The sequence below is a fragment of the Bacteroides sp. L10-4 genome (assembly GCF_013373675.1).
In the GTDB taxonomy this organism is placed as follows: Bacteria; Bacteroidota; Bacteroidia; order Bacteroidales; family Bacteroidaceae; genus Bacteroides; species Bacteroides muris.
In genome coordinates this window covers 15,528-34,865 of record NZ_JABXJH010000027.1, presented here as the reverse complement: position 1 = coordinate 34,865, position 19,338 = coordinate 15,528, and the positions used below count along the sequence as shown (strand labels likewise).

Here is a 19,338-nt window from a genome sequence, read left to right as displayed (position 1 = left end):
GCTATTCTTTGATATGGATGTCACCAGATTCCTTTGCCAAAGCCAATGCAAGGTCTGCATCCACTACGATTTTTCGTCCTATCTGTGTGATAGCCTTATCTATGATACCGCTTTTCTTAATGCGGTTTGCCGTGGGTACACTGCATCCGAACACGCGGGCGATACCCTCTATGCCATAGTAGTTGCCTTTGGATGCCACTTGGGGAGTAACCGTTTCTGTGTTTTCCACGCTCTTGGTGATGAGAAAGCAAAGTTCTTCGCCCGTCATCATGACGATAGGCTTTTGGAGTAATTGGTTGAGATTGAGTTTTTCTTCCATATCTTTACTTGTTTGATGATTAAATACTTTAAGCCTCGGTTCAACTCTGTGAAACCGATTTCACAAGCAAAGGTAGTGTATGAAACTCTGTGTGTTGGTCGGTTTATTTATATCTTAATTTAACCGACCGTATTACAACAGTTGTTTGCAAAGTAAATACGGATAGCTGTTTCCCAACTACCCGTTATTGGCAAAATAGTCCGTCCATCGGTCTATTATCCGTTTTGCTTTGGTGTAACTGCTTTCTCTTTGGGGTGAGTTCAAGGTAAGTTCCTTGATTTCCCCGTATCGCTTTTGCGGTATATCGTGCCCATAATGCCGTTGAAAGAACTGTTCTATGGCACGGTGGAATGTCATGTATCTTGTGGACGCTTTTATTTTGCCGGATTTTATCAATGATTTCAACAAGTAAGCAAGGCTTATATCTTCCGTATTCTCTTCAAGAAACAAGTGGATGCCCTGCTTGATACATTCCTTGTTTCCCATAAGGATATCATCCAATGATTGTATCACCTTTCTATTGCCTCGTCTGCCTTTTACTTTGCGTAAGGCGAACATCACTTCTTTCCAGATTTCCGGGTTACACCTCTCAACGGTGTTTTCCCAATCCGCTTTGGTTTCTGCGCCCATCTCTATACTTCTATTGACAAGCAGGGTAACGCATGACTTTACAAGAAGCATATCGCCATGGTCAACCTCTTCACAGTTCAACAGGCGGTTGAGTGACTTGGCCATACGTGAAAGACCGTGGTCAAATACCACGAAATAATACATGCAATAAGCCAAATCCTCTTTCTTTTCCATTACACGGTCATACAGGTTAGCCATGAATCCGCCAATGAATACCGCATGAGAGAGGAAAATGATTTGAAAGATATACATCAGGCACTGGTAAACCATTTTCCTTTCCAGCTTACTCAACAGATAACATCCTTTGCTGTTTCTCATGAGCTTATCTAATTGTTCGGACAAATAGGATTTCAACTCTTGTGACAGATGATTCCAGATTTCAATAGGCGTTTCAGAATGCACCATCAGCAGCCCTGATTTCGGAGAAGTAAGCAGTTCTACCGTGCCTGTTTTCACATTGATGCCTATCCACAAACACTTGTTGGTGATACATCTGGCGATGGTCTCGGTATATTGGCCAGCCCACTGTTGATTTTCGACACCTGATACACCTTTTCCGTTTACAAAATCAGAAAGCCAATTGTACATAATCAAATCTTCTGGTGGTGTACAGTCACGCATCATCTGATACATATCTATCAGAACAGATATATCGCCTTTAACCACAGCATCGATGCGCTTACAAAAGTCAGCATACACTTCTTCGTTAGCTGATTTCCATGCACGGATAGCCATATCAGCCGCATCCTTCCTTTTGGAATAGGATTTTATCCTTTCTATGAAATTTATCATCAGCATTACGGATTAAGGTTGTCTGAATAATTTAAGCAGTTCTTCTGTGGACATGCTTGCCAGCTTCGCCAACAGAGCATCCCTTTCAGAAGTGTTATCCAAGTTTAGCAGTTTTGAATTGTTCTGCATCTGTATATCAAGAGGATAATGCTCAATGTAGATTTGAGTAATGGCATGATCAGAAGTTGAATGCCCCATGCTTTCAGAGATATAATCCATATCCACTCCGGCATTATGCAGATTAGTAGCAAACGAGTGTCGGCACCATGTGCCGGACGGACAGATGGACTTATCCCAATTCAATGCCTCATGGCAAATCTTAATGATGCGGTCTTTCACGTTTGAGTTCTCTTGCATGGTGTATTTGCGGCGTAACTCTTCCGTTTCCGCTCCTTTTAATATATCGGGGAACACAAAACCGTCCCGAGTCGGAGGTGCAGCTATCTCGTCCAAGATATATCGTAAGGGAGGGATTATAGGGACTATCACCTCTGAACCGTCAGCACTCCGTCGGGATGTTTTCTTTCGATTGAAGCGGAAAGCTTTGCCATTTGTCTGATAATAATAACTATTATAGGTCAAGCGGCCAGCATCAGCCATATTGAAACCGTTGCAAAGATATTGGGCAAGAAATAATCCCAATGAATAATGCGCACGTTGCACATATTCTTCCGACCAATGTTCAGGATATTTCTTTGAAACAAAAAGATTGTAGAGTTCTGTCATCTGACTTACGTTCAAGAAGCTCTGCTTGCGTTTTGCACTCTTGGGAATGCTCACAAGCCCTTTCTCTTTTTTGTTGGAAAAAGGATAGGGAACATTTTTGAGGTAGCCCTCATGCACACACCTGTTCCATACGGCACGACAACAGCGCAAGTAGATGCCGGCTGTGGTATCACTGATTTTTCCGACAATCGCACCATTTTCGTCTTTAACTCCATTGTGCATACCATCCTTCCATTTCTGTAGTTCTGCCGCACAGATGCAAAAGCCCTTGATTGCATTTTCTCCAAGAATCTTTCTGAATGATTTGAGCGCACACTCATAACTTTCTGCGGTGGTGAAACGTACTCCTCCATCTTTTGTACGCAATTCGTGAATGACTTGCTCCCATATACTAATAAAGGATTGTGATTGGGTTGTGTTCTCTTTGGATAGCACCACTTCTTCACCCATGATACATTGACGTACCATCTCAAATGTTAGGATGCCGCCTTTGTTCAGATTCATCAAGATTTCTTTGTACTTGGGGGCAATGGTATCTTTCCACTCTTTCTGAAGTTTGTAGTTCTCGCTTTTACATTTCATCGCATTGCAGACGTCCGAGAACTTTTTCTCAGTAAAAGAACTTCCAACTGTAAAGTAGAAGAACTTGCGGTCAATCGTGAAACGAAGAGATAATGGAAACTCACACGCATTCTTTCTGCGGGTACGTGAATCCAACACGATAGAGACAGAACAGTTACGCTCTTTGAAAAGAGACAATGACTTGGTTAATTTTTCCATTGCATTCATTGTTTATGTTCAACATAACCTCTGAATACAGCCGCTTTGCAATGTGAGGCGTACATATACAAAACGCTGCATATAACCACTGAGTCCCTATCCTTTGACAGATAAAAACATTGTCGTTATATGCAGCGGTGCAATCTCGTTGTCTTCTGTCGCTGACTGGTAACCGGGCTTCTGCTAATCGGTCTCAACCCCTGAAGCAACTCTCACGTATTGTTTGAAATAGAGTATTCTCCGACTAATACTCCCTCTACGCTTCGATTCATCGGAATGGGATGACCCTCCCACGAAGGTTAGACAAACCCACTTTTCCTTATTAGGAAAGAGCACCTCTTGGTCATGGCTCGCCATAAATGCATTGCATTTGCAAAGTTACAACATTATTCTGTAAATCAATATACAAATGGAGTATATTTGAGTTTATTTAATCGTAAAGTGTCGTCACACTAACAAAATTTCGGGTAAAGGTATTACAGGATAACATGGAGCATCATAGAAATTCTATGTGTTAAACACGGCCAACTCAAACAGTTTGTTTACGCATTGTTTACGCAAGGGTAAGAAAAAAGGAGTTACGAAATTCGTAACTCCTTGATTTTGAAAGTGGACCAGCCTGGGCTTGAACCAGGGACCTCCAGATTATGAGTCTGTTGCTCTAACCAACTGAGCTACAAGTCCGATGCATCCTTGCTTGGATAGCGAGGGCAAAAGTAGCATTTTCTATTGAAATATGCAAGGCTTTTGGATAAAATTCCTTGTGACCTTTGTCCTTAGAACTTATAAGTCCGTTTTGGATTCTTAGGAAACCAGCCTTTTTTCACTCGTTCTTCCTGCTCGAATATCTCCTTGATAGTCCAGAACGAGGAAAATGCAAAGACGCCCAGAAGGGAGGATATCATGATGTTCTCTGTATAAAGGGAGGCGATGATGCCGCCGATGCCGAGTAAAAGGAAAATCCACCAGCACTTGGTGCCCCAATAATATTCGGCTTTCACAACTATGGGGTGAAACAAGCCGATGATGAGGAATGTGCAGATACCTATGACAAGGCCCGACAGATGATATTCGTTCAAGAAATCCATTGTTGTTCGTTATTTCTCGGGGCAAATAGGAATCTCCTTCTTGATGCTCTGTTCCAGGGAAATCAAGGTCTCGGTAGCGGTTACGCCAGGAATCTCCTGCATCTTGTTGTTCAGCAAATCCATCAGATGCTCGTTGTCGCGGGCATATACCTTGGTCAGCATGGTGTACGGACCAGTGGTGAAGTGGCATTCTACGATTTCGGGAATCTTGCCCAGCTCAGCAACTACCGTCTTATACATGGAGCCCTTTTCCAGCTTGATTCCTACGTAAGTGCAGGTTCTGTATCCAAGGGACTTGGGATTTACATGATAGCCTGAGCCAACAATAACGCCAAGGTCAATCAGGCGCTGTACACGTTGATGGATGGCAGCACGTGACACGCCACATTCAGCAGCTACGTCCTTGAAAGGGATACGGGCATTTTGGGAAATGATTTCCAGAATCTGCCGGTCAAGATTGTCTATTTTTTCCATAATAGTAAATAAGTAAAGTTCTTGTTGTTATCAAATAGTAAGCAAATATAGGACTTTATTTTAATTTATCTATAAAAAGGGACGGAAAAATGAATAAAAGTGAGGGGTAACGATAAGGCGCGGATTACGCGGATTTCACGGATTTAGTTTACCAAATCCGCGTATTCCGCGTAATCCGCGCCTAAAAGAAGTATCAAGAGGGTTTTGCCCCTCCCTTCGGATTGTTACATTACTTCTCGATACCCAGCAGTTCCACTTCGAATATCAAAGTAGAGAACGGCTTGATTTGGCTACCGGTTTCTCTTGAACCGTATGCCAGGTCGTAGGGGATATAGAGTTCCCACTTAGAGCCGACGGGCATCATGGTGAGGGCCTCTGTCCAGCCTTTGATTACCTGGTTGGCACGGAAAGTAGCAGGTTCGTTGCGCTTGTAAGAGCTATCGAATTCTGTTCCGTCAATCAGCGTACCTTTGTAGTTTACTTTCACCTTGCTGCTGTCGGCAGGAACAGCACCGTTACCTTTGGTGATGATTTTGTATTGCAGACCGCTCGGGGTAGTTACTACACCTTCTTTAGCCTTGTTCTCAGCCAGGAACTTTTCACCGGCAGCTTTGTTGTCAGCATACTTTTCTGCAGTTGCTTTTTCTTTGATGGCATCCATCTGAGTACGCATGTACTCTTGAGCTTTCATCATATCCATAGCACCACCCTTGCCGATGACACCTGCTACGAAACCTGCCAGCAGATTTTCGCGGCTGATGCTCTGTGTGGAGTCGTTGCCGAAGATTTGTTGGTTGAAGCCTTCCACCCATTGCTTGCTGACCATCTGGCCTACTTGCAGACCGGCCATGTAAGCCACATCTTTCTTATCGATTTTGGCTGCGCCTTCGTTGAAACCTTTCAGGAATTCTGACATCTGGGTTGAGTCAATGCCTTGTTGTGCAAGATACTGGTCTAAACCTTCTGTACGTGCCATACCGATGGCGTAAGATAATGAGTCGATGTCCGTCTTCAAATCAGCTTTCGGACTTTGAGCAGTACAAGATGCCATACCGGCAGCTACTGCAAGAGCCATGAGAAATGTTACTTTTTTCATTTTGCTTTTACTTGTTGTTTATTTAGATAAAATTTTCTGTAATTCGACTTCGAATACGAGCGTGCTGTGGGGAGGAATCATCTCGCCGGCACCCTGCGCTCCATATGCCAGGTCGCTGGGGATGTAGAGTTTCCACTTGGCACCTTCGGGCATAAGCTGAAGGGCTTCCACCCAACCGGGTATCACTTGGTTTACACCGAATGTGGCAGGCTGGCCGCGCTTGATGGAGCTGTCGAACAGCGTTCCGTCAATCAGTGTGCCTTCGTAGTGGCATTGTACCTGGTCGGTTGCTTTGGCATAGTGACCGACGTTTCCTTCTGTGATAACTTCGTATTGAAGTCCGCTGGGAAGCGTAACAACTCCCTCGCGTTTTTTGTTCTCTTCCAGGAACTTTTTGCCGGCTTCTATGTTTGCTGCGTTCATCTTCTCCTCCAGTTCGGCGAAGTACTTGTTGACGATGTCACGGGCTTCTGTGTGGCTGATTGCCGTCTGGTTGCCCTCCAAAACGTCTTTGATTGCTTGTGCAAAGTCATCTATTGCAATGCCTTTGGCACCCATGCTTAAAAGATTCTGACCTATTCCAAGGCCGATAGCATAACTGAATTTGTCCATAAGATTCTTTTGTTGACGACCGGATTGGTTTCTTTTCCAGTCTATTGCAAATTTATGAGTGGCAAAAGTACGTCTTTTATTTGAATGATAAGGCTTTTAAGTATTTAATTTTTCTTATTTATATCACAACTTGAACATTCTTCTTATATTTGTCTTACTTTAATAAAGGAAAGGAGCGGAAAATGAAGAACTTGGTCATATTGTCGGGTGCTGGTATGAGCGCCGAGAGCGGCATCAGCACATTCCGTGATGCGGGCGGATTATGGGACAAATATCCGGTGGAGCAGGTGGCGACTCCCGAGGGGTATGCACGTAACCCGGAACTGGTCATTAATTTCTATAACGAACGTCGCAAGCAGTTGCTCGATGTGGTGCCGAATGCCGGGCATCTGGGTGTTGCCGACCTGGAAAGGGTTTTCAATGTAACGGTCGTCACTCAGAACGTAGATAATCTGCACGAGCGGGCGGGGAGCACGCGGGTGATACACCTGCATGGGGAACTGACGAAGGTTTGTTCCAGCCGCGACCCTTATAATCCGCATTTCGTCAAGGAACTGGCGCCGGAGGAATATGAAGTAAAGTTGGGCGACAAGGCGGGCGACGGTACGCAGCTCCGCCCGTTCATCGTGTGGTTCGGCGAGTCGGTGCCGGAGATTGAGACTGCCATCCGGTATGTGGAGCAGGCGGACATCTTCGTCATCATCGGCACCAGCCTGAACGTTTATCCCGCTGCGGGACTGCTGAACTACGTGCCCCGTGCCACCGAAGTGTATCTGATAGACCCCAAGCCGGTGGACACGCACGTCATGCGTCCGATACATGTCATTCAAAAGGGAGCTTCGGAAGGGGTAAAAGAGTTGAAGGCGCTGCTTGCAGCTACCCAGCCTCCTTTGCCTTAGGACTTAGCCCCTCACGGTATAGGACTTAATATGCAGAACATCCGGATGTTTTAGGTACTCACTCCTGTACTGTAGAGAGCTGGGTATAGGGGAGATTCCCGCAAGGTATAGGTCTTGCGGGAACAAAGTATATTTGTCCTCGAAATTTGTGCTATTTCTTTATCACGGCCCGTAATACGAACCAGGCATGATGGGCTACGGTACTCATTAGTCCGTAATGCCGCGCCATGATGCGGAAGCGTTCGCGCAGGGATGCCTGACGGTTCTGGGTGGTCATTCCTTCCTCCAGATAGGCGATGAGGGTGAGATGGGTATTGTGCAAGGTTCGTGCCTTTTTCATCACCCGGATGCACCAATCGAAGTCAGCGGAGAAGCGGTATTGCAGGTCGTAGGGTTCCACAAGGGAAGCTTTGGCAAAGAAGGCCTGATGGCAGACCAGCATGCCCTGCTTGAAGCTTCGCCAGGTAAGCGCTTCCGGGGCGGAGAGGCGGCGCATGCGGATGAAGTGCCCTTCCTTATCCACCAGCACTGTTTCGCCATACAGCACGTCGGGCAGTTCGCTGCCGGAGATGGAGTGCACCATCTGCTGCAAGGTGTCGTCTTCGTGGAAGCTGTCGCCGGCATTGAGGAAGCAGAGGTAATCGCCGGTGGCAAGTCGGATGCCTTTGTTCATGGCGTCGTACAGTCCCTTGTCCGGTTCGCTTACGATGCGGGTGATGCGGTCTTTGTACCGGTCGATGATGGAGAGTGTGCCGTCTTTGGACGCACCGTCCACAATGATGTATTCCACGTGGTGGTAGGTTTGCGAGATAACGCTTTGAATCGTGTCCTCCAATACCGCTTCGGCGTTGTAGGTCACGGTGATGATGCTGAATTTCGGGGTAAGGTGGTTATGCATTTCTTCCGGTCACTTTGTTGTAAAGGTCAATGTATTTCTTGGCAACGACGTTCTCCGAATAGTGGGATACGGCTTTCCGGCAGGCTTGTTCAGCGAGGTTGGGGTAGTCGGGCTCGGTCAGCGTCCAGTAGATGCCGTTGGCAAAGTCTTCCGAGGATTTGTATTGTGCCACGTAGCCGTTGTGCAGGTGGTCTATCATCTCGGGGATGCCGCCCACGTTGAATCCGACGCAGGGAATGCCGCATGCCATGGCTTCCATGATGGTGTTCGGCAGGTTCTCTTCCAGCGAGGGGGTCACGAAGATGTCCACGGCATTGTAGATGTTCACCAGTTGGTGTTCGTTGCTGACGAAGTTCAGCGGGTAGACTTTGAATGGAAGCAGGTTTTCCAGTTGTTGCGATTGGTTGCCGAAGACGACGACACCCAACTGTTCCCGGAGTTCGGGATGCTTGTCGGCCAGCAGTCGGCACGATTCTATCAGGTAGTCGATGCCTTTCCGTTTGTCCGTAATCTTCACCGAGCCGAACAGCATGAGTTTCTTGTCTTGCGGCAGTAGGCAACGGCTGCGGGCTTCCTGCCGGTTTCGGGGCTTGAAGAGATTGGTGTTGATGGGGTTGGGGATGCATGTCACAGCATGCCCGCAGAAGAGGGCGCTTGTCCGGGCACGTTCTTCCAGCCAGCGGCTGCAGGTGACGAAGTTGATGTGACGGTTGCGATACAATGCCTGCTTTTTGTGGAAGATGCGGTAGGAAAGGTCACGTTTGCCTCCGCCTCCGTGGATGAAGGGGCAGTTGTGGCATTCCTGCTGGTAGTGGGTACACTCGCGAGCATGGTGACAGATGCCGGTGCAGGGCCACATGTCGTGCATGGTCCAGACGACGGGCTTGCCCGAGGCGAGAATCTTCTCGATGTTCTTCAGCGAGAGCATCCCTTGGTTTATCCAGTGCAGATGGATGACGTCTGCTTGCTGGAATTCGGGCAGTGAGGTGATGTCTGTCCCCGTGTTGGCAATGTCTACGGCAAAGATGTTCTTCTTGTTGAAGCGGTTGGCGCTCCAGATGACGATGCGCTCCCAGACGAACTTCCACACCATGCGCCAGTTATGGTCTAGTGACACAACGGAGATTTGGTCGGTCTGCTTGTCGCGTACCAGCAGCTTGGCTTTGATGCCGTGGTTCTTGAGTGATTCCATCAGACGGCTGGCGGCGATGGCTGCGCCGCCGATGCGTTCGGATGTATTGATAAGTAGTACTCTCATGACTGTTGTTCGTTTCTTCTTTTTTGAATGTTTTTTCTTGTTACAGATGCCGGTCTTGTTTCATCCATTTCCGGATACGCTTTTGCAGCGTTTGCCATATGATGGTGAAGTTGCCGTACCGTAGGTTCAACGCCAGTTCCTCGAACGACCGTGCAATCTTTATCCAGGGATGCCGCCATGCCATGATGCGGTAAACGCTATCCTTGTAGGCAGTGTTCTCGATGACGTGGCGAGGGTGCTTCAGTGGAAACTCCACTTCGTGGCGTTTCATGGTGAAGATGCGGCGGTAACCGCGCGGCATGGTGTGCACGGAGCCGGCAAAGTGGGTGGAGTCGGCAGTGGCTCCCAGATTGTTTATCATGTTGCGGGTGGGCACGATGCTCAGACCCGAATTGAACAACATGGAAGCGTGGAAGATGGTTTCGTAATAGGCTTTCCCGTGTTCGCGGTGGCGTTGGCACATGTAGATGAAGTCTTTGCGGTAGCGCCGTGTGTGGATGAGGTTCTTCAGTTGCCGCATGTTCTCCTTGTCGTCCAGGAAGGTGTAGAATTCATCCCATTGGTCCGTCACCCGCCGCCAGCTCGCCCATCCCCAGATGGAGAAGGTGGTGGCGAAGAAGTAGTCGGAAGTGATGTCGGGTGTAATCTCCTCGTTGTTGAATCCGGCAATCATGCTGATGCGTGTGTCGTGCTCATACTTGTCGAGCAGTTCCTTGCAGAAGCCGAAGAAAGAGACGGCGGGCACGTCGTCATCCTCAAGCACGATACATTTGTCCGACAAGGAGAATGCCCACTTCTGTGCCATGTATTCCGATGGGTCGCAGCCGTAGTTCTTCTCTTGGTAGTTGTGGTGTACTTCGCATTCCCAGTCGATGTCTGCCACTACTTTGCGACAAGCTTCTATGCCCGGCATGTCACGCTCGCCGCGCGGGCCGTCCTGATAGAGAAACAGTCGTGCGGGGCGTGCTTTCTTCACTTGTTCGAATACTTGCGCCAGCAGTTTGGGGCGGTTGAAGAAAAGAATCAGTACAGATACATCTACAAGGGCTGGTTTCATGGCAATTTTGTTGGATTAGGAGGTGGCTATATGGTCATTTGGTATGTTGAAAGAAAGAACTGCCGGATAATGATTGTTTATCTTGTCCTGCTCTTCTTCTGTATACCGGTGTAAAGTGGGATAGTTGTACCGTAGAAAGTTTTCCAATCCATCAGGTGCTTTCAGATAAAGTGGACCGAATTTGATTGGTTGTAAATGGTTGAGACTCGTCTCCAAAACATGGTCGGTAGTGGTAATCACATTGTTGTAATACAAAGTTTTCCATGAGTTGAAACAACTTTGCATTATCACCATCAAACGGTAGATTGTCTTTTTAGAGAGTGTCATATCAACTATCCGGTTCAGAAGGCAGGCAACAGCTCCACGATTGGTAGGGTTGGATATTTGACATTTTCCGAAGTGTTTCCATAGCCATACCTCTTTTCCCATCAGGCAGCATTTCAGAAAGTTGACGGCTTCATATTGTATCTTCCTTAATAGCTTATTGTTTGGAATACGGTCAAAAGGGAATATATCGACAAAGATTCCCTGATGCATAGGTACATCTTTAAACATCTCTTCGACAAACAAGGTGTTGTTTTTCTTGACTTTGGCAAAGTAATAAGGACTATGAGGGTCGGTATGTATCCATGAAAGAAAGTATGGTTCTCTCAGTTCTTGGGAGGCTATCTGGAGAAACTTATTGTAGTCTTCCCGTTTCATACCTATATCTATGTCGTCATCCCAAGGAAGAATCGCTTTGTCATAGAGTGCCCCTATTGCTGTTCCGCCGATTACAAAATAGGGAATATTGTGTTTGTCGCAGATGCGCACAATCTCTTCCAGTATTTCGTATAGCACCTGATGTAGTTGGGTCAGTTCTTCTGGGGTATATTGCTTCACCATGGATACCATTTTTGATTGATGTCTGCAAAAATAATGATAATAGTTGAAAGGAGCACTTTCCATTTCAATCTTCTTTTGCGAAATCGGACTTGAGTTTTTCTATCAGTGTGTCGGACTCCCCGCTTACCACTTTCCGGCAGAACATCTTTCCAGACTGCTGCAATACCGGCAGGTCCTCGAGTGTCATCACGCGGATGGATGCGCCGTAGTCTATGTAGTGCAAGGGGGTGAGACGGGTAAGTCCGGGGTATTCTCCCTCTAAAAGAAGCCCTTTTGAGGCAAAAGGGGAGTTGAATACGATGGTCTGTATGCACAGTTCGCTGGGTACAAAGCTGGTTCTGAAATACTTCACCAGCTTCTCCTCCGTGCACAACTTTTCATATACATATCGTGCGCAGGGCAACGTGATGGCCCAATAGTCGGAACCGAAATAGACATCTGCCTGCTTGCCTTCCAAGGGTGCAAAAGGGGCTTTCCGGATGGGGAGTATCTGTGCCAGCTTGCGCGATGCTACGATGAGTTTGTTCTTCCACCATATACTCTTCCAAGGCAGGTCACGGAAAGGGTGGTAATGGGTTATCTTGTGCAACTGCTGTTTCACGGTGCAGCGTGTCAGGTTGAAACCGCCGATGAATTCAGTGTCTTGATGCTCCTCGAAATAGTGGTGGATGGCGTTGTTGTTCCATAACGGATAGTCTTGCCCGCTCAGGCATACTACGCGGGTATAGGGGATACCACTATGCAATACGGCGGCAAGCAATTCTTTCTGATATTCCACTTGTTCCCATCCTCCCCAGCTTATCCGGTGGCGGGGCACGAAAGTGACCTTGTCTCCCAAGGCTTCTTCAAAAGGGTGTATATCGGCATTGAGGTCGATGTGCACGTAGAAGTCTGCCCGGTCATCCAGTGCGGCAACCAGGCGTGCCAAGTGTGGGGCATCCTTGTAGGCGGATATGATGTAGGCTATGCGGCTCATGCTCTTTTTTTCTTTAAGAGGAATTCAATGCTTTCCCGGAAGATGGTAGATTGTAGTTTCCACAAAACCAGTGCATAAAGCCCAGCTACCATAATGATTTTGGCTGCCATATTTAAGTATAGGTTTTCTATGGGCTGAGTAGCATAGTGAGTTGACACTACGAGTACAATGGATAGGGAGAGATAAGGAGAGATGTCTTTCAGCATATCGCGCAGTCTTAATCCTATCTCCCTCTTGACAAAACGGAACCATACAAACAGCCAGCCGATATTGATAATGACGAAAATACGCAGCATCCATTCCAACCCGTATGGGTATATGGCGCATACAGCTGCTATTTGCAGCAGGCTCAAGCTGATGGTGCTCCACATATAGATAGAAGAATGTCCCCGGCTGATGAGCAGGTTGGAGAACAGATTGATGACGGGAATAAATGCTCCCCAAATACATAACAGTTGCAAGATATCGGCACTGGGCAGCCACTTCTCCGTGATAGTGATTATAATCAGTTCTTTCGATACCAAGCTCAATCCCAGCATGGCGGGGAAAGAGATAAAGGCGGTGAAGCGCAGCAGCTTTCTGAATACGGCAAGTTGCCGTGCCTTGTCGTCGGCAACCCGGGTAAAGACGGGTTGTGCAATGCCGTTTATCATGCCCGTAATCGTGGTATGTCCCATGCCGTTCCACTTGTTTGCCTGCGTAAAGTTACCCACTTCCCGTTCCGAATAGAACTTACCCAACAAGACGGAAAACAAATTGTTATTGATTATGGTGAAGATATTCGTAATGATTATCTTACTGCTGAACCCTATCATCTCCTTGATGGGGGTAAAGTCAAACCGGAAACAAGGCCTCCAACGCGAGAAGTAGAAATTGAGAACCGTCATCACGGTGACGAATGAGATACTTTGCAATGCAATACCCCAATAGGCGAATCCGTTTGCCGCCAATGTGATGCCCACAATGCCGGAGACTATCAGACTTGAAATAGAAATGACGGTAGTGTCCTTGATTCTGAGGTTCTTGAATAGATATGCCCTCGGTGCAATGCTCATGCTGGAAATGACGAATCCCAAGAAGGAGAGACGGGACAGCGGTATCAGCTCGGGCGTATCGTAGAAGTCGGCAATCAGCGGTGCGGCAAAGAAGAGTAATATATATATAGTAGTGCTGCACATCAGGCTGAACCAGAACACGGCATTGTAGTCCTTATGCGAAGCCTCCTTCCGGTTGGTCAGTGCAGAGATGAAACCACCTTCCTGCAAGGCGGCGGCAATGGCGGAGAAGATGGTAAGCATCCCTACCATACCATAATCCGAAGCATCCAGCAATCGGGCAAGGACTATTCCGAAACCTAGATTCAACAACTGCTGTATACCGTTGCTGAATCCTCCCCAGAAGAGGCCTTTGGCTGTTTTTTCTTTGAGTGATGTATCGGACATAGTTTATTTTCTTGATTGAATGCAGAAGTATAGGGCGTTTTGAACGCAGAGACACAAAAACACAGAGTTTTCCTTTTCCCTTTTTTCTTTCTCTGTGTCTTCGTGTCTCTGTGTTATCATTTACAAGTACAAGCCTATTTCACCTCGCTGCCCGGCTTCACCTCCTTCAGCAGTGAGGTCACCGCCAGCGAACCGTCGTAGTTCTCGGCAGAGAGAATCATTCCCTCACTTACCAGCCCGTTCTTGAATTGGCGTGGAGCGAGGTTGGCAATGAACAGCACCTGCTTGCCTACCAGTTCTTCCGGTTTGTAGTGCTGGGCAATGCCGCTGACGATGGTGCGGTTTTCCAGTCCGTCGGCAATCTTGAACTTCAGAAGCTTCTTCATCTTGGGCACAGCTTCGCATTCAAGCACTGTACCTACGCGGATATCCAGCTTCTCGAACTCTTCGAAAGCGATGGTCGGCTTGATGGGGTTTGCTTTGTAGGTGGCGGCTTCGTTTGCCTTCTTGGTGGCAAGCAGCTTGTCCACTTGTGCCTGGATGACGTCGTCCTCTATCTTTTCGAACAGCAGTTCGGGGGTGCCCAGCTGATGTCCGGCAGGCAGCAGGTCGGTGTGTCCCAGTTCTGCCCAGTCGAAGCTGTCCATGTTCAGCATCTTGCGAAGTTTTTCGCTGCTGAAAGGCAGGAACGGTTCGAAGGCAATGGCAAGGTTGGCAACCAGCTGCAAGGAGATGTGGAGAATGGTGGCTACGCGTTCCATATCCGTCTTGGCAAGCTTCCACGGCTCTGTGTCGGCCAGGTATTTGTTTCCGATGCGGGCAAGGTTCATCGCTTCCTTCTGCGCGTCGCGGAACTTGAATACGTCCAGCAACTTCTCTACCTCTGCCTTGACGTCGGCAAACTCTTTTAGCGTCTCGCGGTCGTATTCGTTCAGTTCGCCTGCGGCAGGCACTACGCTGTCGAAGTACTTCTTGGTGAGTTGCAGGGCGCGGTTCACGAAGTTTCCGTATACGGCAACCAGTTCGTTGTTATTGCGTGCCTGGAAGTCCTTCCAGGTGAAGTCGTTGTCTTTTGTTTCCGGTGCGTTGGCTGTCAGCACGTAGCGCAATACATCCTGCTTGCCGGGGAAGTCAGCGAGATACTCGTGCAGCCATACAGCCCAGTTGCGTGAAGTGGAAATCTTGTCGCCCTCCAGGTTCAGGAACTCGTTGCTCGGCACGTTGTCCGGCAGGATGTAGCTACCCTCTGCCTTCAGCATGGCGGGGAACACGATGCAGTGGAACACGATGTTGTCTTTTCCGATGAAGTGCACCAGACGTGTTTCGGGGTCTTTCCACCATTTCTCCCACGTGTCGGGCAGCAGCTCCTTGGTGTTGCTGATGTAGCCGATGGGGGCATCGAACCATACATAGAGCACCTTGCCCTCGGCGCCTTCCACGGGAACGGGGATGCCCCAATCCAGGTCGCGGCTCACGGCACGCGGCTGCAAGCCCATGTCGAGCCAGCTCTTGCACTGGCCGTAAACGTTGGGACGCCACTCTTTGTGGTCTTCCAGAATCCATTGGCGCAACCACTCCTCGTGCTTGTCCAGCGGCAGATACCAGTGCTTCGTCTCGCGCATCACGGGCTGGCTGCCGCTGATGGCGCTTTTCGGATTAATCAGGTCTGTAGGGCTGAGGCTGGTGCCGCACTTCTCGCATTGGTCGCCGTAGGCACCTTCGGCATGGCAGTGGGGGCACTCGCCGGTGATGTAACGGTCGGCAAGGAACGTCTTGGCTTCTTCGTCGTAATACTGCATGCTGGTCTTTTCGATGAATTCTCCCTTATCGTACAGCTTGCGGAAGAAGTCGGAAGCCGTGTCGTGATGCGTCTTTGAAGTAGTACGGCTGTACACGTCGAAGGAAACGCCGAACTCTTCGAAAGACTTCTTTATAAGCGTATGATAGCGGTCCACCACGTCTTGCGGGGTAATGCCTTCCTTCTTGGCGCGGATGGTGATGGGCACTCCGTGTTCGTCGGAGCCTCCGATGAAGATTACATCTTCCTTTTTCAGTCGCAGGTAGCGGACATAAATATCGGCAGGGACATAAACGCCTGCCAGGTGTCCGATATGAACCGGTCCGTTTGCATACGGCAGTGCCGATGTCACGGTGGTACGTTTGAATTTCTTTTCCATTGTGTTAGTATGTATCTCTTTTGTTATGAACGCTTTTAGATGTGCAAAGATAGCTGTTTTCTGCAAAATATGAATATTCTTCCGGATTCTTTCCAGATTTGGACCTCAGCCCCGATTCAAAAACGCGGTTTCGGCGAGTTTATGTATTGCAGATTCTCTTTTGCCTCCTCCGAACCAAGCTTTGCGGCATCCTCAAAATATTGGTAGCCGAGTTCTATATCCTCTTCTGTGCCACGCCCGAAAGCGTAAGCCACACCTAGTGCGTTGAGCACCATAGCATTTATCGGTTCCCACAAGTCGTCGATTCCTTCTTCGGCTTCCTGGAGGTATTCCAATGCCACCTCATCGTCCTGCGCCACACCGAGCCCTTCCTGATAGCAGATGCCAAGGTAGGCAGCAGTCTTCACCCGGTTGTTGTCGCTGCTTTTGGGATTGTCATAAGCCTTCTCAAGCCATTCGGCAGCCTTGGCGTAGTCTTGCTCCACAATGCCCTCACCATTGAAATAGTAATATCCTATCTGCCACTGGCCTGCGGGGTGACCGGCAATGGCAGCAAGTTCATAGAACTGGTAAGCGGTATGAATATCCTCTTCCACAGCTTCGCCATTCTCGTAGCAGTATCCGGCATTGTATGCGCCCTGCGGGTCACCTTTCTGCGCGGCTTGGACGTATCGAATCAAACTGTTATACGGGTCATTCTTTTCAAACTTGAGGTAGTAACCGTAGTTGTTGCAAATCACAGGAGAGATATCTGCAAGCATCCGGTAGTAAGCCTCGAATACATCCTTTTTGATACTGCATAGCCCCGACTCGTAGATGTTGCAATAGTTGCCCCAACCGGCACAGATGCGCCCGTTGAAACTGCGCTCGTACCATTCTTTGGCTATCGGATAGGCCCAGGCATTGTATTTATTTTCGGTTTTGAATTGCTTGGCAAGCTCCGGCTCGACAAGCAGATAGTCGCCCCAGTAATAGACGTTCCCTATCATATAGCAACAAAACGCATTGCCACGCTCCGCTTGTTCGAGAATTTCCTCAAATGCTTCCTTGAACGAGGCAAAGGGCATTCCGCGCTCTACGGAGGGGGTGAGGTTGCCGCTTCGTACAGCACAAAGCACACCTGTGGCACTCCCCATCAGTGCGCTTTTCTGCATCAGTTTCGAAGCATTGTCATCGTCGGTGGCGAAACCGGCTCCGCTCCATACGTATTCCTCGCCCATAAAGCATCGGGCTATGAAACACAATGCGTCGGCATCGCCTTTTTGGGCTGCTTGCATAAGCATTGCATAGCCGCGACGTATCTCTTCCTTGTCGAAACTCGTCCAAATCATATCCACTGCCTTCACTACAGGCAGGCTGTATTTACCGTTCATTGTTGTCTGATTTATCTTCTTCGTTTAAAAATTTAAAAGCCAGCTGTTGAAAAGCGTCTTTCACATCAAAGCTTTCCCACTCGGGAGCCGGGTCGGGATATTTGTGTTCGGCAGCAAAATCCCACAACCAACGGCGCAAGCGGGTGAGGTCGGACACTATGGCATGATAGCCTATCGGTGTCGGTTCTGTCCACTTTACCCATTCCACTTTGTATTCAGGTGCTTCCCCGTCCTTGTTGTGCCGGTGAATGTTGATGTAACCGCCATTCTCGCCGGTGAAATCATAAAGCAACCACCTGGACTTACCTTCTATGATATTTTCAAGGGCAGCCACAACGTCGGCACAACCGAAATGGCGGAAATCCTCACCATCGACAGAAAGGTTCGATTCAGTATGCTGTGTCGGAGCTTTTCTTTTTTCGCACACCCAGCCAGACATATCGGGTAATTGGGCGGTCTGAAAAAAATTGCACATAATATCGGTAGCCTCATCGCATGAAACACTGCTCTTGACCATTCGGAATATGATTCCTTTTACTTCGAAAAAAGCCGCAAAACTTAAGTCGCTATAGAAGCACAAAGCGAAACATTCGGTCTCACGAACAAGTATCACCGGTCGGCACTTCATAAGATAAACATACTCGTTGGAGTCAACGTTATACACTGCCTCCATAATCTTGGCATCGGTCACATTGCTTGTGCGTTCCTCGCCATTCTCGGTAACGAGCACATACTGCGGCTTCTTGGCAAGTTTGCCGGATAATCTTCCTCGGGGGGATTTCGGATTAAACATATTTGGTTCTTTCAGTTGTTCGTCATTATATCTGTTTCTTGCACCACTTCTCTAAGATGGCTTTGAAATCATCTGTCATTAAGGAAAAGTCGTAGTTTACCTTTTTGCCTAGACGGCTTGCAATCTGTTGCACAGCATGGATGAAGTACGTGCAAAGTAATTGTTTCTGCTTTTGCCGGGGCAGTTCGCTGAATGCTTTCTCGAAGACGATTCCGGCGCGGATTGTTCCGGTGCCGGGCTTGAACGGGCCATAGGAGAAACGGTTCCGGAGATAATATCCGTTGTCTTCAATCTCTTTTTCCGTGAACATGTTGAGCAGTGCAGGATAGAAGTCTTTCTGCTTCAGTTTCAGGGCTTCATCGGCAATGATGTAATTGGTTTTGCAATGGTAATGGTCGTAGAAGCTGAAAGAGCAGTTGAGGATAATCTCGTTGACGGCATCACCGTATAGTTCCGGACGCATACGGTGGTTCAGCTCCGGCTTGAGTTCCTTCTCCAGACTCTCTATCACCGGTTTTGAGTTTTCGTAGCAGTTTGAAATTCCGCGCGTGAGGCATATCGGATTTTTGGGTATCCAGTTGCGTTGGCTGCATAATCTCCGGTCTTGTATTTCTCCTATGGGTCCGTCGGTAAGTACATTGTCCGTCCTTATGGCTGGAAGCTCGGGGCTTTCGTGGAAGAAAGAACGTTCGAAGTCGATGGCCATCCCTTCCTTTCTTTTCGACCACACGGCATCCCGAAAACGAAGCTCTCCATACCGGTTAATGAAGAAAGTATAGGGATTGCCGTTGCAATAAAGGCCTTTTATTGCTTCGACAGATTCGTGAGTGCCCCATCCGATGATGGCCAGACATTCGCAGAGCCTTACCGCCGCATTCCATTCCGCCGTATTCTTGTATCGGGTGTGCCGGAGGAACTCGGTGAATAATCCAGTCCGGAGCTTCTCCACGTCGGGCCACTCTGATAGATGTTCCCGAAGTTGCTGCAAGTCATCTATTTCATAAATCTGTCGAATCATTTTTCTACGTGTTTCCCTATTTGTCATTTAGCATTCGTTTATCCA

The 19,338-nt window shown here is 48.2% G+C and carries 18 protein-coding genes and 1 tRNA gene; 1 reads left to right on the top strand and 18 read right to left on the bottom strand.

Annotated elements, in window-relative coordinates; translation table 11 throughout:
• Window position 1: 1 nt before the first annotated feature.
• The 8 genes from HU824_RS10360 to HU824_RS10325 all read right to left on the bottom strand — a co-directional run bounded on the left by HU824_RS10360 (window position 2) and on the right by HU824_RS10325 (window position 6,517).
• Complete coding sequence (locus tag HU824_RS10360) at window positions 2-319, bottom strand: DUF3853 family protein (protein ID WP_054350184.1); 318 nt, start codon at window positions 317-319, stop codon at window positions 2-4.
• Window positions 320-496: 177 nt separating this feature from the next.
• Window positions 497-1,741 (bottom strand): DUF6043 family protein, encoded by a 1,245-nt coding sequence (locus HU824_RS10355; protein WP_054350189.1) that lies wholly within the window; start codon window positions 1,739-1,741, stop codon window positions 497-499.
• Window positions 1,742-1,753: 12 nt separating this feature from the next.
• Window positions 1,754-3,247 (bottom strand): phage integrase SAM-like domain-containing protein, encoded by a 1,494-nt coding sequence (locus HU824_RS10350; RefSeq protein ID WP_176468773.1) that lies wholly within the window; start codon window positions 3,245-3,247, stop codon window positions 1,754-1,756.
• Between the two features lie 610 nt (window positions 3,248-3,857).
• A tRNA-Ile gene (locus HU824_RS10345) sits at window positions 3,858-3,931 on the bottom strand.
• A 92-nt stretch (window positions 3,932-4,023) separates the two neighbouring features.
• Complete coding sequence (locus HU824_RS10340) at window positions 4,024-4,335, bottom strand: DUF4491 family protein (RefSeq protein WP_016272349.1); 312 nt, start codon at window positions 4,333-4,335, stop codon at window positions 4,024-4,026.
• Window positions 4,336-4,344: 9 nt separating this feature from the next.
• On the bottom strand, window positions 4,345-4,809 hold the full coding sequence (locus HU824_RS10335) for an Lrp/AsnC family transcriptional regulator (RefSeq protein WP_005830846.1): 465 nt from the start codon (window positions 4,807-4,809) through the stop codon (window positions 4,345-4,347).
• Between the two features lie 229 nt (window positions 4,810-5,038).
• Window positions 5,039-5,905: an FKBP-type peptidyl-prolyl cis-trans isomerase gene (locus tag HU824_RS10330; protein WP_005830844.1), complete on the bottom strand. Its 867-nt coding sequence runs from the start codon at window positions 5,903-5,905 to the stop codon at window positions 5,039-5,041.
• A gap of 18 nt (window positions 5,906-5,923) precedes the next feature.
• The gene (locus HU824_RS10325) at window positions 5,924-6,517 is read right to left on the bottom strand and encodes an FKBP-type peptidyl-prolyl cis-trans isomerase (protein ID WP_016272350.1); all 594 of its coding nucleotides are present in this window, start codon (window positions 6,515-6,517) and stop codon (window positions 5,924-5,926) included.
• A 182-nt stretch (window positions 6,518-6,699) separates the two neighbouring features.
• On the opposite strand from HU824_RS10325, the gene HU824_RS10320 reads away from it, so the two are divergent.
• Window positions 6,700-7,416 (top strand): NAD-dependent deacylase, encoded by a 717-nt coding sequence (locus tag HU824_RS10320; protein ID WP_016272351.1) that lies wholly within the window; start codon window positions 6,700-6,702, stop codon window positions 7,414-7,416.
• A gap of 151 nt (window positions 7,417-7,567) precedes the next feature.
• Here HU824_RS10320 and HU824_RS10315 read toward each other — a convergent pair whose 3' ends face one another.
• The 10 genes from HU824_RS10315 to HU824_RS10270 form a co-directional block, all read right to left on the bottom strand.
• Window positions 7,568-8,314, bottom strand: a complete 747-nt coding sequence (locus HU824_RS10315; RefSeq protein ID WP_176468772.1) for a glycosyltransferase family 2 protein — start codon at window positions 8,312-8,314, stop codon at window positions 7,568-7,570.
• Window positions 8,307-9,572, bottom strand: coding sequence for a glycosyltransferase family 4 protein (locus tag HU824_RS10310; protein ID WP_016272353.1), 1,266 nt, complete (start codon window positions 9,570-9,572; stop codon window positions 8,307-8,309). Before HU824_RS10310 ends, HU824_RS10315 begins: the two co-directional genes overlap by 8 nt.
• Before the next feature lie 40 nt (window positions 9,573-9,612).
• Window positions 9,613-10,629 carry a hypothetical protein gene (locus HU824_RS10305; RefSeq protein ID WP_016272354.1) on the bottom strand — a complete coding sequence of 339 codons (1,017 nt, stop codon included), beginning with the start codon at window positions 10,627-10,629 and terminating at the stop codon, window positions 9,613-9,615.
• Window positions 10,630-10,644: 15 nt separating this feature from the next.
• On the bottom strand, window positions 10,645-11,514 hold the full coding sequence (locus HU824_RS10300) for a phosphorylcholine transferase LicD (RefSeq protein WP_005834345.1): 870 nt from the start codon (window positions 11,512-11,514) through the stop codon (window positions 10,645-10,647).
• A gap of 64 nt (window positions 11,515-11,578) precedes the next feature.
• A complete protein-coding gene (locus tag HU824_RS10295; protein WP_009037609.1) occupies window positions 11,579-12,490 on the bottom strand; it encodes a beta-1,6-N-acetylglucosaminyltransferase in 912 nt (303 codons plus the stop codon).
• Entirely contained in the window at window positions 12,487-13,932 is a 1,446-nt protein-coding gene (locus tag HU824_RS10290) for a lipopolysaccharide biosynthesis protein (RefSeq protein ID WP_176468771.1), read from the bottom strand. Before HU824_RS10290 ends, HU824_RS10295 begins: the two co-directional genes overlap by 4 nt.
• A 134-nt stretch (window positions 13,933-14,066) precedes the next feature.
• Window positions 14,067-16,109 (bottom strand): methionine--tRNA ligase, encoded by a 2,043-nt coding sequence (gene metG / locus HU824_RS10285; RefSeq protein WP_176468770.1) that lies wholly within the window; start codon window positions 16,107-16,109, stop codon window positions 14,067-14,069.
• Between the two features lie 116 nt (window positions 16,110-16,225).
• Window positions 16,226-17,482, bottom strand: a complete 1,257-nt coding sequence (locus tag HU824_RS10280) for a tetratricopeptide repeat protein (RefSeq protein WP_176468769.1) — start codon at window positions 17,480-17,482, stop codon at window positions 16,226-16,228.
• Window positions 17,472-18,275 (bottom strand): hypothetical protein, encoded by an 804-nt coding sequence (locus HU824_RS10275; RefSeq protein WP_176468768.1) that lies wholly within the window; start codon window positions 18,273-18,275, stop codon window positions 17,472-17,474. Before HU824_RS10275 ends, HU824_RS10280 begins: the two co-directional genes overlap by 11 nt.
• 25 nt (window positions 18,276-18,300) lie before the next feature.
• Window positions 18,301-19,293: a hypothetical protein gene (locus tag HU824_RS10270; protein WP_217994194.1), complete on the bottom strand. Its 993-nt coding sequence runs from the start codon at window positions 19,291-19,293 to the stop codon at window positions 18,301-18,303.
• Window positions 19,294-19,338: the final 45 nt, after the last annotated feature.

What these genes read in the sequence shown, in the direction of transcription:
- HU824_RS10315 (WP_176468772.1), bottom strand. Translation starts at nt 8,314, where the DNA reads ATGCATAACCACCTTACCCCGAAATTCAGCATCATCACCGTGACCTAC.
- HU824_RS10280 (WP_176468769.1), bottom strand. Translation starts at nt 17,482, where the DNA reads ATGAACGGTAAATACAGCCTGCCTGTAGTGAAGGCAGTGGATATGATT.
- HU824_RS10355 (WP_054350189.1), bottom strand. Translation starts at nt 1,741, where the DNA reads ATGATAAATTTCATAGAAAGGATAAAATCCTATTCCAAAAGGAAGGAT.
- HU824_RS10330 (WP_005830844.1), bottom strand. Translation starts at nt 5,905, where the DNA reads ATGAAAAAAGTAACATTTCTCATGGCTCTTGCAGTAGCTGCCGGTATG.
- HU824_RS10295 (WP_009037609.1), bottom strand. Translation starts at nt 12,490, where the DNA reads ATGAGCCGCATAGCCTACATCATATCCGCCTACAAGGATGCCCCACAC.
- HU824_RS10290 (WP_176468771.1), bottom strand. Translation starts at nt 13,932, where the DNA reads ATGTCCGATACATCACTCAAAGAAAAAACAGCCAAAGGCCTCTTCTGG.
- HU824_RS10310 (WP_016272353.1), bottom strand. Translation starts at nt 9,572, where the DNA reads ATGAGAGTACTACTTATCAATACATCCGAACGCATCGGCGGCGCAGCC.
- HU824_RS10350 (WP_176468773.1), bottom strand. Translation starts at nt 3,247, where the DNA reads ATGGAAAAATTAACCAAGTCATTGTCTCTTTTCAAAGAGCGTAACTGT.
- HU824_RS10275 (WP_176468768.1), bottom strand. Translation starts at nt 18,275, where the DNA reads ATGTTTAATCCGAAATCCCCCCGAGGAAGATTATCCGGCAAACTTGCC.
- HU824_RS10340 (WP_016272349.1), bottom strand. Translation starts at nt 4,335, where the DNA reads ATGGATTTCTTGAACGAATATCATCTGTCGGGCCTTGTCATAGGTATC.
- HU824_RS10270 (WP_217994194.1), bottom strand. Translation starts at nt 19,293, where the DNA reads ATGATTCGACAGATTTATGAAATAGATGACTTGCAGCAACTTCGGGAA.
- HU824_RS10325 (WP_016272350.1), bottom strand. Translation starts at nt 6,517, where the DNA reads ATGGACAAATTCAGTTATGCTATCGGCCTTGGAATAGGTCAGAATCTT.
- HU824_RS10305 (WP_016272354.1), bottom strand. Translation starts at nt 10,629, where the DNA reads ATGAAACCAGCCCTTGTAGATGTATCTGTACTGATTCTTTTCTTCAAC.
- metG (WP_176468770.1), bottom strand. Translation starts at nt 16,109, where the DNA reads ATGGAAAAGAAATTCAAACGTACCACCGTGACATCGGCACTGCCGTAT.
- HU824_RS10335 (WP_005830846.1), bottom strand. Translation starts at nt 4,809, where the DNA reads ATGGAAAAAATAGACAATCTTGACCGGCAGATTCTGGAAATCATTTCC.
- HU824_RS10320 (WP_016272351.1), top strand. Translation starts at nt 6,700, where the DNA reads ATGAAGAACTTGGTCATATTGTCGGGTGCTGGTATGAGCGCCGAGAGC.
- HU824_RS10360 (WP_054350184.1), bottom strand. Translation starts at nt 319, where the DNA reads ATGGAAGAAAAACTCAATCTCAACCAATTACTCCAAAAGCCTATCGTC.
- HU824_RS10300 (WP_005834345.1), bottom strand. Translation starts at nt 11,514, where the DNA reads ATGGTGAAGCAATATACCCCAGAAGAACTGACCCAACTACATCAGGTG.